Source organism: Paenibacillus sp. BIC5C1 (assembly GCF_032399705.1).
Lineage (GTDB): Bacteria > Bacillota > Bacilli > Paenibacillales > Paenibacillaceae > Paenibacillus > Paenibacillus taichungensis_A.
The window spans coordinates 6,155,917-6,170,672 of record NZ_CP135922.1; the positions used below are offsets into that span (position 1 = coordinate 6,155,917).

Annotated in this window: 12 protein-coding genes; 6 read left to right on the forward strand and 6 right to left on the reverse strand. The window is 46.0% G+C overall.

Features of this window, described 5'->3' with window-relative positions; translation table 11 throughout:
• Positions 1-47: 47 nt before the first annotated feature.
• Both RS891_RS27635 and RS891_RS27640 read left to right on the forward strand, forming a co-directional pair.
• Entirely contained in the window at positions 48-806 is a 759-nt protein-coding gene (locus RS891_RS27635) for an ABC transporter ATP-binding protein (protein WP_315793716.1), read from the forward strand.
• A gap of 3 nt (positions 807-809) precedes the next feature.
• Positions 810-3,212, forward strand: a complete 2,403-nt coding sequence (locus tag RS891_RS27640) for an ABC transporter permease (protein ID WP_113055473.1) — start codon at positions 810-812, stop codon at positions 3,210-3,212.
• A gap of 56 nt (positions 3,213-3,268) precedes the next feature.
• Here RS891_RS27640 and RS891_RS27645 read toward each other — a convergent pair whose 3' ends face one another.
• The 5 genes from RS891_RS27645 to RS891_RS27665 all read right to left on the reverse strand — a co-directional run bounded on the left by RS891_RS27645 (position 3,269) and on the right by RS891_RS27665 (position 9,523).
• The gene (locus tag RS891_RS27645) at positions 3,269-4,471 is read right to left on the reverse strand and encodes a Ger(x)C family spore germination protein (protein WP_113055474.1); all 1,203 of its coding nucleotides are present in this window, start codon (positions 4,469-4,471) and stop codon (positions 3,269-3,271) included.
• Entirely contained in the window at positions 4,468-5,565 is a 1,098-nt protein-coding gene (locus RS891_RS27650; RefSeq protein WP_113055475.1) for a spore germination protein, read from the reverse strand. Before RS891_RS27650 ends, RS891_RS27645 begins: the two co-directional genes overlap by 4 nt.
• A gap of 27 nt (positions 5,566-5,592) precedes the next feature.
• Complete coding sequence (locus RS891_RS27655) at positions 5,593-7,287, reverse strand: spore germination protein (protein ID WP_315793717.1); 1,695 nt, start codon at positions 7,285-7,287, stop codon at positions 5,593-5,595.
• 148 nt (positions 7,288-7,435) lie between these two features.
• On the reverse strand, positions 7,436-8,296 hold the full coding sequence (locus RS891_RS27660) for a methyl-accepting chemotaxis protein (protein ID WP_315796470.1): 861 nt from the start codon (positions 8,294-8,296) through the stop codon (positions 7,436-7,438).
• Between the two features lie 393 nt (positions 8,297-8,689).
• On the reverse strand, positions 8,690-9,523 hold the full coding sequence (locus RS891_RS27665) for a MurR/RpiR family transcriptional regulator (RefSeq protein WP_315793718.1): 834 nt from the start codon (positions 9,521-9,523) through the stop codon (positions 8,690-8,692).
• Between the two features lie 204 nt (positions 9,524-9,727).
• Here RS891_RS27665 and RS891_RS27670 point away from each other — a divergent pair, with 204 nt between their 5' ends.
• From RS891_RS27670 to RS891_RS27685, 4 genes are all read left to right on the forward strand, one after another.
• On the forward strand, positions 9,728-10,615 hold the full coding sequence (locus tag RS891_RS27670) for a DUF8171 family membrane protein (protein WP_315793719.1): 888 nt from the start codon (positions 9,728-9,730) through the stop codon (positions 10,613-10,615).
• A complete protein-coding gene (locus RS891_RS27675) occupies positions 10,608-12,494 on the forward strand; it encodes an ABC transporter ATP-binding protein (RefSeq protein WP_315793720.1) in 1,887 nt (628 codons plus the stop codon). The genes RS891_RS27670 and RS891_RS27675 overlap by 8 nt, the downstream gene beginning before the upstream one ends.
• The gene (locus RS891_RS27680; protein ID WP_315793721.1) at positions 12,469-13,296 is read left to right on the forward strand and encodes an energy-coupling factor transporter transmembrane component T family protein; all 828 of its coding nucleotides are present in this window, start codon (positions 12,469-12,471) and stop codon (positions 13,294-13,296) included. Before RS891_RS27675 ends, RS891_RS27680 begins: the two co-directional genes overlap by 26 nt.
• A gap of 64 nt (positions 13,297-13,360) precedes the next feature.
• On the forward strand, positions 13,361-14,140 hold the full coding sequence (locus RS891_RS27685; RefSeq protein WP_315793722.1) for a PHP domain-containing protein: 780 nt from the start codon (positions 13,361-13,363) through the stop codon (positions 14,138-14,140).
• Between the two features lie 89 nt (positions 14,141-14,229).
• Here the strand turns inward: RS891_RS27685 and RS891_RS27690 are convergent, their stop codons facing one another.
• Positions 14,230-14,673 (reverse strand): VOC family protein, encoded by a 444-nt coding sequence (locus tag RS891_RS27690; RefSeq protein ID WP_315793723.1) that lies wholly within the window; start codon positions 14,671-14,673, stop codon positions 14,230-14,232.
• Positions 14,674-14,756: the final 83 nt, after the last annotated feature.

The window sequence follows — 14,756 nt, forward strand, 5'->3', positions numbered from 1 at the left end:
TCCCTCCTTTAGAATGAACCCTATATTACAATCGGGAGTGATCATACGTGGCGAAAAAAACCATCATTCGTGCACAGAATCTGTGCAAGACGTACAATACGGGCAGTGAACAATATCATGCCATTCGCAACGTCGATCTTGATATTTATGAAGGGGACTTCACAGTCATCATGGGTAATTCCGGTTCAGGCAAATCAACATTACTCTATCTGATGAGCGGGCTTGACCATGTGACCGCCGGCGAAGTCTATTTTCGGGATCAACGTATTGACGCCTACAGTGAACGGAAAATGTCCGACTTCCGTATCCGCAGGATCGGATATATCTATCAGAGCATCAATCTGGTCCCTGACCTTTCCATCAAAGAAAATATCGCATTGCCGGGGTATATTGCCGGAACTAAGAAAAACGAAGTACAAACAAGAACCTCTCAACTAATGAATGCCATGGATATTGACGGTCAGCGTAATCGACTTCCTTCTCAGACTTCGGGAGGTCAGCAGCAAAGGGCTGCCATTGCACGTGCTCTAATCAATTCTCCGGATATCCTCTTTGCCGATGAACCTACTGGAAGCTTGAATTATGAACATGGCAATGCCGTGTTGGATATCTTGACCGATATCAACCGAAAAGGACAATCTGTTGTCATGGTTACACATGATATCAAGGCAGCCTGTCGGGCAGATCGGCTTATTTTCATCCGGGATGGTAAGGTTGGCGGCATTATGGAGTTTGAGAAATATGATGAACATCAGATCCAGGATCGGGAATCGATGGTCTTTGCTTTTGTGTCGGGGAAGGAGTAATCTATGGCTGCCATGTTGAAACTGAGCCTCTCTTACCTGAGCAGAAGTAAAATCCAAAACCTATTTATCGCTCTGCTGATTCTGCTTTCTACACTCCTGGTATCTACGGCGGTCATCATCCTGACCAACACAGGTAATCAATTTAAGGAAATGCATGATCAAGCTAATGGATCTCATCAGATTCTGACGTTTGAGAAAGGGTTGAATGATCCCAACGATGTACATCAATGGTGGGCTGCTCAGGAAGGAATCGAAGTATCTCCATTACTGACCTATCGAACATTATCAGGCATCGCCCTTAAGGGTACGGATATTCCCAACGTTTATCTTTACATGCTTGACACCCCTCCACCCCCATGGGATGTGGATGAACTCATTTTTTCATATGGAACTTCAAGCGCTGTTCCTGAGCAAGGTACGGTCTGGATTCCGACTTCATTGGCCAATGCCTACAGTATCTCGGCAGGAGATACGATAGGCTTCAAGACAGGTTCCAGCACACTTGATCTGAAGGTATCCGGCATTGTGGTCGATGTGCCATATGGAGCCCCCTTCACCAACACAGCACGCGTGTGGATGAATCCCACAGATTATCAAACGGATTTCGATTCAATCGCGGGTAAAGACAATTATATGATGGGTATCCATTTCGACGATTACAGCACCAATCCAAGCTATTGGGAACGTTACGTGAACGAGAAGGGAACTCCTTTCCTGGAAACCAAGATGGAGTTCGAGAGCATCTCCTCTTTCTATCTGATCATCAACCAAATCATTGGATTCATCATGATATTCCTAGGTATTGTTATGCTTGTAATCGCCCTTATTACTATCGGATTCACGATTTCGGATGCTATTCTGGCCAACTATAAAACGATCGGCATTCTCAAGTCACTGGGCCTCACTTCAAACAGAACCATATGTACATATGTTATGCAGTACTCCTTACTATCCGTTGTTGCCATTCTCCCGGGCATCACACTGAGCGTAGTGGTATCGAAATTTATCATTAATATCTCCGTGTCTTCCCTTCAGGTAGGCAATCGTCATATTGAGATTAACGGCATTAGTGAAGCCATGTTAGTAGGTGTGTCCCTGTTTTCACTGGTAATATTATTTGTCATTCTGTATGCAAAAAAAACACGCAGCATCGAGCCTGTTCAAGCCATCCGCTATGGAATGTCAGAGACGGATCATGCTCGCATGACAAACCGGATAAATTCGCCATTAGGTAATTGGGTTGGTTTTGCCCGTTTGCCTGTAACCGTGGTCATCGGAATTCGCAATTTGATCAAGAACACCAAAAGTTCTGTTTTGATGCTGCTGCTGACCACAATGGCTTCCTCCGTACTGGTGCTGGGGTATGTTCTATTGACCAGCATTACTGGAATTTATCAGACTGCCGCTCAATGGGGTTATGACAACGCCCATATCGCAGCTGTCGTTGTTAACAAAAATACTTTTCCCCAGGCTGAGCTGAAGCAAGTGTTAGGAAAGGACTCGAGGATTAGAACTGTAGGGTGGCAAGGAAACATTACCGGAGTAGTTAGTCCAGAATCTACATCAGAAATGCAGGGCCAATCCACCAGCCTATATCTGAGTGTACTCGACGGAAGTTATCAGGAGCTTGGGTTTGAGACGCTAAAAGGAGATAATCCTCGTCAAGCGAATGAAGTTGCCATTGGTGTAAGTGTCGCTAAGACATTAAATAAAGAACTCGGTGACCTCATGGAACTTTACATTGAGGGAAAAAAACGCACTTTCATCATCACCGGGATCTATCAAGCGATCGCCAACATGTCCGTATCAGGTCGGATTACCATCGATGCCATGAGAACGGTGAACCCGTCTTACGGTGATTTCGATGCCATTTTCATCAATTTAATAGATCCAGCGCAAGCCGATGTGGTTGCAGGTGAATTAAATGAGCAATTCAAAGCTTCCGCTTCAGTCGTAACCCAAAAAACACTGCTCGATTCGGTCTATGCAGAAGCCGCTGACATCTTCGTCTATCCTATCAGCTTAATTGGGTTATTGTTTATCCTTGCTACATTCATTATTATTTTCAGTACCTGCCGGATCAGTATCCGCAAAGAAAGCAGAACGTACGGAATCTACAAATCCATCGGCATGACATCTCGTCGCATTCGATCGTCGGTTGCCATGGGAATTACGATTTTGTCCACCATTGGAGCGGTACTGGGTACCTTAGTAGGTGTGTATGTACTACCTATGCTACTTGAGACGGTCCTTTCTGGGTATGGCATCGTATATCTTCCACTTATTTTAAATTGGGGAGGCATTATTTTGTTCGCTTTTCTAAGCATTAGCGCAGCAGCTCTTGGCTCCTGGTTCTCATCAAGAGTTATTCGTGAAGCATCCCCTCGTATGTTGGTTATTGAATAAACGTAGGCAAAAGATTAACATTTCGTGAGGGGGAATTCGACTTCCCCCTCATTTTTTTAATCCGTCGATGAACCGGAATCTTTAATATTCAACTTCACATCATATGTCACGGGAATTTGACTAAACGTTTCATCCCAGTTTTTTTTGACCTTTGTCCATACTTTAGGATATTTGATCCTTAACTGCTCTCCAAATCCGGCTACTTCCACCCGATAGGTATTCTGCATTTTACCCATAACCTGATGTATTTGTTCTTTGACGGTATCCGCAAACTGTACCTCCAAACCCTGAATGTACTCATCTGTTGAAGGAATCTCTGGAGCACTCCAATCTTCCATCAGTTGGCCTTCTGATTCAATCTTTACATGAAAAGAAATGTTATCGCCTTGAACTTTTGGCGTAATTTTACTCTTGCTAGACTTGATTTCGTACGTTACCGTATGCCCCTTAGGCGGAGCGTACGATTTCACCGCTCCTTCTTGGGCCTCCCCAGTTATCCAGGACAATCCTTCAAGTTCAATCTGATTTAAGGATCCGATCCACTTTTTCGTTTTTCCTTTATAGATCTCTGCCCCTGAGAATTTATGCTCACCTTCAGCTGTAAGGACATTTTGCAGTAAAAAGCTTGCTCCTGACTGCATCTTCCCGTCAAGTTTCGCGAGAGATACTGGAGGGAGAATCTTGTTGGAGCGGTATGAGTTAGCCACCACCCCCTTCAAATAAAACGCTGGGATCTCACCCGGCTCCTTGGAGCTAAGAGCTTCCAAGGCTGTTCCATGACTTACCAGAACAAGGGAGCTAGGACGGATATCATTATCTCGCAAAATAAAATCAAGTAGCTGCTCCAGGCTATATTTCTTGGTCAATTCATGGGAAACAACAATGACCTTTAAATGATGACCAATAAGCGGACGGTCTCTTCTTAGAGCAAACTGACGAAAGATCTGAAACAGGGAATCTCCGGTTAACCTTTCATTCAAAAAAGACTGCCCCACGGAAGCACCGGCATTTTTTTGATTTTCCTGTTTGGGTCCAATTCGCGGAACGATCTGTACGGTAGCTGTAAAATTGTTATTCTTGGGATAATGACCCCCTTGTTGATTAATACTCTTTTCAAATTTTGATTCGTCAGCCACGTCAAGCCCTAAACCCACATAAACACTTAGATCTTCGATTTCTTTACTGCTCCAGCATCCAGACGTAAACAATAGCAGCAACAATGTTAACAAAATGGTGAACTGCCTTCTGAAGCTGCTCAATTGTACTTTCCTCCTTTTTTTCGGATCATACTCAACAACAGAAGCAAAAGTGGTACAACCCCAAACAAATATATGGATACATTCCCGACAGCATCGCCTAGTTTGAACGTGTCGTTCGCATTCTCTGGTAGCATAGCAATGATGTAAATGATGGGAAGCAAAATGATCATAAATGGTAGCAGTTTTTTCTTAAACAATTGTGAGCATCCGAGAGAAGCAGCATAATGGGTAATGGTAGAAGTAGAGAAAATCTGCATAATCCAGATAACCAGCAACAAGGATTCGAATCGCTCGAAGACCAAACCTTCGATTTCAAAGCTGCGCATCAAGTCAAGGGTTGGCCACGTTCTTGTTTTCATGCCTTCAATGGATAAGCTGCCAATGACCATAACCAAGGTGATCAAGTAGATGCCCATAGGAATAAGGATGCCCCAGACCATGGCCTTCTTTCCCTTTTCCGGATTTCTCATAAAAGCCATCACTACAAACATGATTTCATAACCTGTATACGCTAAAGTCGTAGGCTTAAGACCTTTAATAACAGGCATAATCCCCTCTCCCAACACAGGTCTCAAATTATTGATTTCAAACAGGTTACTGCTCAGAAAAATGGCCAGCACAAAAAGAATTAGCGTAATGGGCAAAATGATCTCATACAAGCGAGCCATCGAATTGACACCACCTGAGATCAGATAAAAACCGATCCACATAAACACCATGACAATGGCCCATACCGGGGTTCCCTCCAATAAATATAAACCGGTGACATCAGCCATCACCCTGATTTCAAAGGCAGAGATAGTAATGAAATATGCGATGATTATTACTCCCAAGATATAAGCAATCCACTTTCCCGTAATTTCCTCAGTGAATTGGAAAACCGTCTTCCCTGGAAATCGTCGGCACAGAGTCACCAGGATTATCCCCATCAACATAACGAACAGACCGGACAATATTATTGAAATCCATACGTCAGGCGTACCTGCAGCCGTCACCGTGGTTCGAGGAAGTGTGAGGATTCCTGCACCCAACATGTAGTTGATGATAAAGGCTGCGGCTTGAACTGTCGTCAGTTGGTCTTGTTTACGATTCATGGTTCACCTCCTGAATATCCGATATGCCTACTTTTTGCGATCAGGGTCTTTTGGATGCATCATACTTGGACGCTTCTTCATCATTCCTAAAGGTGCTCGGATAAAGAAATCTTTCCAATCCGATAAGCTGTAAGGTACAGCCGGAGTGACATAAGGTACTCCAAAGCTCTTTAACCGAACGAGATGACTGCAGAGCAACAAGAAAAACATGACTACCCCAAACAATCCATAGGTCGCCGCACTGAACATTCCTACAAAACGCAATATACGAAGTGTTATCCCGGCACTATATGTAGGGATGGAGAATGAAGAAATCGCAGTGACTGCCACAACAATAACCAGAAAGGGGCTGACAATTCCGGCCTGTACGGCGGCATCCCCAATAATTAGACCACCTACGATACCCATTGCTGGCCCAATTGGCTTGGGTAGACGTATGCCTGCTTCCCGCAAAATTTCAATCGAGGTTTCCATAATCAGCGCCTCAATAACAGACGGGAAAGGCACACCTTGTCTAGTTTGAATAATGGTTAAAGCGAGCTTGGTCGGAATAAGACCCGGATGGAATGAAATAAAGGAGATATACAAAGCAGGTGCTAGCAGTGCAATCGTAGCAGCCAAGAAACGAAGCATACGCAGAAACGTCCCCGGAATCCAGCGCTCGTAATAATCTTCGGGAGATTGAAGCAGCATGCTAAAGGTCGATGGTACTATTAATGCAAATGGTGTCCCATCCAGTAAAATAGCTACACGCCCCTCTAACAACCCACTGACTACACGGTCGGGCCTCTCTGTATTCTGAATCTGTTGAAAAGGACTCAGTTCATCATCTTCAATCAATTGTTCCACATACCCGGATTCAAGCATGATATCCATGTCCAGGTTCTGGATTCGTTTTTCCACCTCGGTGACCAGCTTGGCATTGGCAATATCTGCGATATACGCAATAACCAGATCCCTCTTAACCCTGGCTCCCACCTGATGTTTGCTCATAAACAACTCATTATTGCCTCCGAATTGCCGCAATATTCCGGTATTATCACTTAACCGCTCCGTAAAACCGATTCTTGGCCCACGAAGCAGTGCCTCAGATACCGGCTCTTCAAGGCTACGACTTTTCCCTTTGGCTGAGCCAACAAGAAGAGCACTGGCCACTCCTTCAATAAATAGAGCATTTTTGCCGTTAAGAACCGCTTGCGCCGCTTGTTGCAGCGTCTCCGCTTCCTGAAGTTCACCAACAGGCAAAAGACTACTTTTTACGTAAGCTTTGACCTCATTTTCATCTCTTGGTACTTCAAATATATTCCGCTCTGAATCGGGAACCCCCTTAATCATAAGGGGCGTGAAGATGTGAGTATCTAACCGATCATGATCAACTAACCCTTCCACGAAAATGACAGCTGCGGGTGTATTCGTTCCTCTTATCATAAACTCTCGTATACATACGTCTGAATTTTGCCCAAACGTTGTTTTTACACTTATCAGATCTTTAGCATAATCCCCGGTCAGCCGTATATTTGCGTAATTTCCAGTCTCTTCGTCCGAAGAAGAAATGATTGATGCATTCTGATTTTGTTGATCTTTATTGGTAAAGGTTCCTTTCTTTAAGGATGATCGCAACCACTGATACCCCTTCATGTACAATATCGGTATCAAAAATAATAAAAAGGCCTGTCCCCAAATTGGCCACTCCGGCAAATAAGCAAGTATTTTCGACCACATCCGGCTCACCCCATTATCTAGACTTTCTTGGTAACTTTGAGTATTGTTTCCCCGATTGCTCACAATAATTCCCGTTTTTTTGAACGACAAAAAAGCAGATGCCTCTATTGGCACCCGCTTCCCTACAGGGTTATGGAGTTTTCCTTGTCTATACGATTTTGGTTACGTGCTGTGCCTTCTCATCCAGTAGATGTGCAGACGCCGCAATGGTTGTAAAATCATTCAGTGCGACCTCGATCTGCTGCTGGCTTCGCTCCACATATCCTTCTACCTTCTGTGTTCCCCCAGAAATGTTCGTAATCTCTTTCGTTATCCCATTCACACTATCCCGAATCTCATTAATGGAATTTTCGACCATGGCCGATAGTTTGCGTACTTCCTTGGCTACTACATCGAACCCGCGCCCATATTCGCCCGCATGCGCCGCTTCAATCGCAGCGTTCAGAGCCAGCAGCTGAGTCTGCGACGCAATTTCGCGGATCGTTTTAACAACTCCCTGGATAGAACGAGCCTGTTCTTGCAAATGACTCAGTGTCGCTCGGTTGTGGGCAGAAACTTCAGATATATACGTGATACTGGACATCAGCTCACGGCTTCGCTCAATACCGATATCAGCATGTTCATTCAAATCATGTGACATCGTCTTCAGTTCGTTAACTACAGCTGTAATATTATTTTGACGGCTTGTGATATTGGTAGCTATTTTGGACACACCCAAAATATTCTGATTCAACTCATCATAGACAGGCATATATGTCGCCTCAAGCCATACGGGATTTCCCTTTGCATCCTTGCGTTCAACCTTGTCCTGGAAGCTAGTACCGTTAAAAATACTGCTCCAAAATGCGTTATAGTCAGGGCTTTTCGCGAACTCGTCGAAACAAAATTGCTCATGCTGCATACCGTACATCTCCGCTACGGTATAGCCCATCGTCTGGGCAAAGACTTCATTTACATAAGTAACCTGACGATCCATATCGAATCGAATGATAGCCAGGCTTTTCTCCATCGCCTTAATGACCAACGCATCGGTAACAACATCTTTTTTTTCCACATCTACTATAGGCAAAGCAATCCCCACTCCCTGACTCTTCCCATGATTAAACCGTTCTCATTCTGGCAGTTCCTGCTGTAGTGCAATTATGTACTCAACTGAATAGAGACGACTCTATTATTGTATACTCCAATTGCAGTCAATTGGATCACTCCCAAATCAATTAACAAAAATACATTGCGGTTTGACTTTTTATACCCAATAAACTAACTGTCTAAACATTATATTTCATGAGCAAATTCTAACACAAAAAGAGGCGGATTAACCGCCCCTAATTATGGTATAACCTTCCATACTTCTGATGTTATCTGTAGTCGTCTCTGTGTATTAAGCTGCCCTATTCATCTATCAGCCTCGCGGCAATTTGTCAGCATACCGAATCCGCAGATCAGCGAGTAACTCCAGCTTGGACAACGCCTGCTCCTTCTGCCTCAATCCCACCGCCAGCACCAACTGCTCCATTAAGAGGAGCGGAGTAACCATGGAATGAAATTCACCAAGCTCCCCTCTGCTGACATAAAAAGATAACTCCGTCGCCAAGCCATATAAGAGGTCTTCCCGATCTGTTACAAGTACGGCTTTGCTGCCCGTATCTCTGGCATAATCCAGAATGACTTCTGCTTCAGGCAAGAGTCTTGTAAAGCACATCAGCAGCACAACATCCTCCCGCTGCATGTGCATCAGTGTTTCCAATATTTCATGACCACCTCCGGCTAGATTGATGACCGTCAATCCGAATCGGGATAGCCGAAAGGACAATAATTCTGCCAATCCTGCGGAGGGCCCTGGAGCATATACATATACTCTTCGTGCTTCTGCAAGGATGGCTGCTGCGTGCTCCAGATCCCCCTGCTTCATATGGGACAACGTCTCCTGCAAGTGGCTAACAGAGGCCTCTAGTAACTGAACAGGAAGGCTGTCCGTATCCATGCGGGATATGGTTTTATTTAATTTGAGGGCAGGTGTAGTGTCTTCGGATGTACGAAGCCGGATTTTAAACGCTTTGGCATTATCATATCCAACCGCCCGCCAGAAGCGGGATACGGTTGCAATACTGACTCCCAGCCTGTCGGCAATCTCCTGTTCCGTCATGAACAGAATATCTTCCGGATTCCGCTCAACAAAATCAGCAATTTTCAGATGGCCTGGCGACAGCTGTTCTTTATGAGTAAACAAATTCATTCCGTATGCACTCCTTTTCTCGCTCTGCACTCAGTATATCAGTTGAGAGAACAAGGAGTGGGTTATGTATGTAATATTTTTTTCATTAATTTTAGATTATGTAATAAAAATTACATTTGATTTACAAATGTCTTCTTTCCCGTTAATACTCTGCCCCTAGACTGTGGCTATGATGATCACCAACTTTCAGGGAGGTATGTATCGATGAAGAAGATGACTGAGCGTTATACGCTGACGTCTTCACAGAAAATGATGGTGTTTGTGCTTTCCATGTCACTGTACGGCTTGTCCAACATGTTCACAGAGCTTATTCCCAAGCTCCAGCTTGGACCGATTGAATTATCTGTTGAGTACTTTGCCTTCATTCCGCTGACACTTTGCATTTTGTTCCACCCCATGATTGTTGCCCTTGGCGCGGCTCTTGGCGAAGTGATCTTCGGAGAGCTGATGCTGGGGCAATTCGGCGGACTGGGCGAGCTGGAGAAATTCATTACCTTTTCCTTCGCCATGTATGTCGCAGGACGTATGGTCAGTGATCCACGCAATCGCAGACAGGTCGGAATCGCAGCCATGACAGGAGTCATCATTCATCAGTTCCTCAGTTCACTGGTGGATATCGGTAAAGTGTGGATTGGTGTAGAGCAGTTGGAAGCCGTGCCTGGTCTTGCGGAAAGTGTTGTTCTGATTGAAGGGGTTGGCTTTTTAAATGACGTGTTGTTCTCAGGCATCCTATTCGCTCTGTTGCCTACGCTGTATCTCGTACCCCTGCTCTATGGCAAAATTGAACCACTCCTCGGCATTAAACCTCGTAATCCAGGGATGAAATATGAAGGCATCGGCTTTTTTCGTCCGAAACTGATCCTGATTGGTGTGCTGCTGCTTGCGCTCGCCTTTGGTGCGGAATCCCTATCCGAAATGGATATCAACTTCGCGGTTTGGGAGACGGACTATGCAGATCAATATGGTTCGGCTTCTATATGGATTAGTATCGGGGCTGCTGCATTGGTTGCCGTGGTAACATTAATGATCATGCGCGCTAAACGAAGCAAAAATAAAACGGTACCCGGTACGGAGAACCGCCCTTATGCATAATGAAATGTCCACATCAGCTCCTGTTTCCGCATCTGATTCCGCCATTTCCATTCAAAATGTCATCTTTACGTATCCTGGCTCGAAAGAACCTGTCCTGATCGGAGCTTCGCTTGAACTCCCAAGAGGCAGTTTCACAGCCATTATCGGGGGCAACGGTTGCGGCAAATCCACTCTGTGCAAGTTGTTTAATGGCCTTATTCCCCAATTCTACACAGGAGACTTCTCCGGTGAAGTCCATGTTCTTGGCATGTCAGCCGAAGGCCGGAGTGTTGCAGACCTGTCCAGAAAGATCGGTTACGTCTATCAGGATTTCGACAACCAGCTCGTGCGGCCCACCGTTTTGGACGAGGCTTGCTTTGCACCACTCAATTACGGCCTGCCCAACTATCGGGAGCTCGGTGAACGCGCACTCGCCATGTGTGGCCTGGATGCCATTCATAACCGATACATCTGGGAATTGAGCGGTGGGCAGAAACATCTGCTCGCCCTGGCCGGAGCTCTGTCGCTCGACCCCGATATCCTGATCGTGGATGAACCTGTCTCACAGCTTGACCCGCAGCATGCAAGACTTATCTATGAGTGCCTTTCCAGATTGAATACGGAATATGGCAAGACGATTATCGTCATCGAACACCATACTGAATTTATCGCCAACTTCTGCGCAAATGTGGTATTGATGGACAAGGGCCGGGTCTTGTGGAACCTCCCTGTTAGGGAAGGTTTGAATCGCATTAGCGATCTGGAGCGACTTGGCATTCAGCCTCCTGAGGTGACACGGGCAGCTGTTCAGGCTGCGGAAATATCTCAGGGCCAAAAAACAAATGCGAACCCCTCAGATCCAGGACATCGCTTCCCAATTACTGTGGAAGAAGCAAACGTTTATTTTGCCGAACATTACCCGTATATGCCATCCGATTCTTTACAAAATGAACCTTCATCCTATTTGGATTTGGTACCCGACGTTCCCAATCAGATGATGCACTCCGAGGGCCTAACGATTGCTTCCGCTGCTGAACCATTGATTCCTATCGTTCAGTTTCATCAAACTCGGCTACGTTACAGAGGACTGGGCAAAAAAGAACATGAAGTCATTCGTGGTGTTAATATTTCACTCCATGAAGGAGAACGGATTGCCTTGATTGGCAATAATGGTGCCGGCAAATCCTCCTTATTGAAGATGATGGCTGGCATTAGCCTGCCACAGGAAGGCAGTGTCAGTGTTCTGGGTGAAGTTACGCACCGTTCCTCTTTGGAGCAGCTGGCGGGTAAGGTCGCCTATATTTTTCAGAACTCTTCCGAGATGTTTATCGAAGACAGTGTCCGCAAAGAAGTCGCGTATTTCCTGAAGAACCGTCGTATTCCGGAAGCTGACCTGCAAATTGCACATGTACTGGAGCGTTTCCGGCTTACTCCGCTGCAAGAGCGGGATGCCCGGCTTCTCAGTGGTGGACAACAGCGACGTGTCACACTTGCCATCGGTGCAGCCATGAAGCCTTCACTTATGCTGCTGGATGAGCCTACCGCCAATCTGGACCTCGCCACTCGCGAGGAACTGATAGGTGTGCTGGATGAGCTGGATCAGCATGTGCGAACAACCATCATTGCCACGCATGATATGCAGCTGGTTACCCAGTGGGCCAGTCGTGTTATTGTGCTTCACAATGGCCAGGTGGAAGCAGATGGCACACCTGCCGACGTGTTTGCAGATGAATCCCTTCTGCGCCGCTCCGGGCTTGCACTTACCCAGATCATGGAGCTCTCCCATCGGATGGGACTGCCTACACTTTCACCGACAACCGAGGCCTTTGTTGATAGCCTGTTGAATCAATCAATCACCAAGGAGGATATGCATCATGCAGCTCGTCCGCAACTGGTTTGACAAAATATCCATTGAACGCATTCAGCTTGAGCTGATGAATACGGTATATGGCAGCGGGCATGCCAGCCTGTCGCGGATTGATCCCCGTGTCATGCTGTTCTGGTATCTCTTTTTCGCCATCGTCCCCTGGTTTGTTCATAACGGAACTGTGCTGCTCGGCATGTTTCTATTGATGGTGACGACCACCATACTGTCCAGAGCCGCTCCTTTTATCATTATCATTCTCTGCCTGGGGTTAATCGGTCAGGTCGGGTGGATGTTTATCATCTCACTGTTCTTTGGTGGCAATCTGGAATCTGCATTCCCTTTGCTGCTGCTCACCCTGAAGCTGTCGATCGTCTCACTCGCAAGTATCACCGTCTTTTCCGGCATGGACCCGGAACGGATCGGTGATGGGTTGCTTGCGCTAGGCATGCCTGCTACGTTCTCTTTCAGCCTCTCTTACGCTTACCGCATATTGCCTGTGCTGTTCGGAGAATTTCGCAACATCATGCTGTCCTACAGACTACGGGGTCAGGTTCCCTCCCGGCACGGATGGCTCTACTGGCGACTCGTTGTCTACTATATGAAGCTGTTCATTGTGTCTTTCTTCCCGCTAATGCTGGCTACCGCCAAACGTTCCCGCACAACGGTGGAAGCACTGGAGACACGCGGTTTTTCGTACGGCATGAAGCATCCCGAATCCAAACGCCTGAAACTGGCTCATCTGAAAATCACCTCACGAGACCTCGGATTTCTCGCCGGTTCGGCAATCTATGTTGCACTGCTGTTCTGGCTCGGCGGGTATTACGAGATTCTGTAATTCAAAATAAAATGCTGTAACTATTCATACCATTAACCATTCATGGAATAAAGGAGTGTCTTCTATGCGCATTGATCTTCATACACACGGCAAATTATCCAAAAACTCTGATTTCTCGATTGATTACTTCACCGAAATGGTCAACGAAGCCAAGGCCAGCGGGATCGAAGCCCTCGCACTCACTGAACATTTTAACACCCGTAACTTCTACGAGGTCTATGAGACGCTGGATCGTCTCTATCCATACAACGGCGAGTACTACGATGCAGATGGAGTGCGCATTTTTCCCGGCATGGAAGTGGATATTCAGGAGACAGGACATATTTTGCTGGTGGGTCAAAAAGAACATATCCTTGCCGTCCGCAGCGGACTGGAACCATACACAGCCAAAGGTTCATTCATTCCTTTTGCAGAACTACTGGATATGGCCGAAGCCTGGCCTTTGCTCAAAATTGGCGCACACCCTTTCCGCGAGTCCACCCCGCTGTATCAGCTGGACCGTGATTTGTTGGGACGTTTGGACGCTTTTGATCTGAACGCCAAAGATATGTACCAATACGGCATCGAGACGTGTCGCGGACAGGTTGAACCATTCGCCCAGTCCCTCGGTAAACCCATCACAGCCGGAAGTGATACCCACCAGTGCCTGCAATACGGCAGTGTCTTCAATGTACTGGATCGTCCATGCGCATCGGTTGCCGAGCTCAAAGAGCAGATTCTCGCTGGTACGTACAGCATCGAAATATCCAACGATCTTCCTCTCCGCGTCAAAGCCTCCGTTATGCTGAAGAAAGTGATGAAACGTCTTGCCAAGTTGGACGGTACCCGTTTGCAGAAAGTTTAGAGAGTAGAAAACCACAACTTCCAAATAATTCAAAATGAGCCCAAAGGATATTTATCCTTTAGGCTCATGACGGATTCATTTTCACTTCATTAAAAATCATGCACCGTCACACAGAGCTGAATCACGATTCCGAACGGATCACGGACAATTCCATACCCCGGACTAAACTCGTTTTGTTTATAAGGCACCAGCACCTTAACCTCATCATGTTGTACCAGCGAATTATATAGCTCTGTCATCGTACTTTTATCTTTCGATTGAATGCATAATGACGTGCTGTTTCCCAGCTGCCACGGTCGACCCGTATCCATTTCTTCCTCAGCAATCATCAATTTGTTTACCCCGATCTGGAGTACCGAATGTGTAATATATTCATCCTGCCCTTCAGGATACTCAAACCCTGGATTCATTTCCTTCATCTCTTTGTAATTTTTCTTGAATAATACGTCAGCCCCCAGGTACTTCTCATAAAAAGCAATGGCTGCCGAAGCGTCTCCATTCATCGACAGAAACGGGATTACTTCAAAATTCATCTGTATTGCCTCCTTCGTTTGATTGGATTACACTGTTTATTATAACGAATAAAGGTGCCAATCCATGGCACCATTGAGAGGTC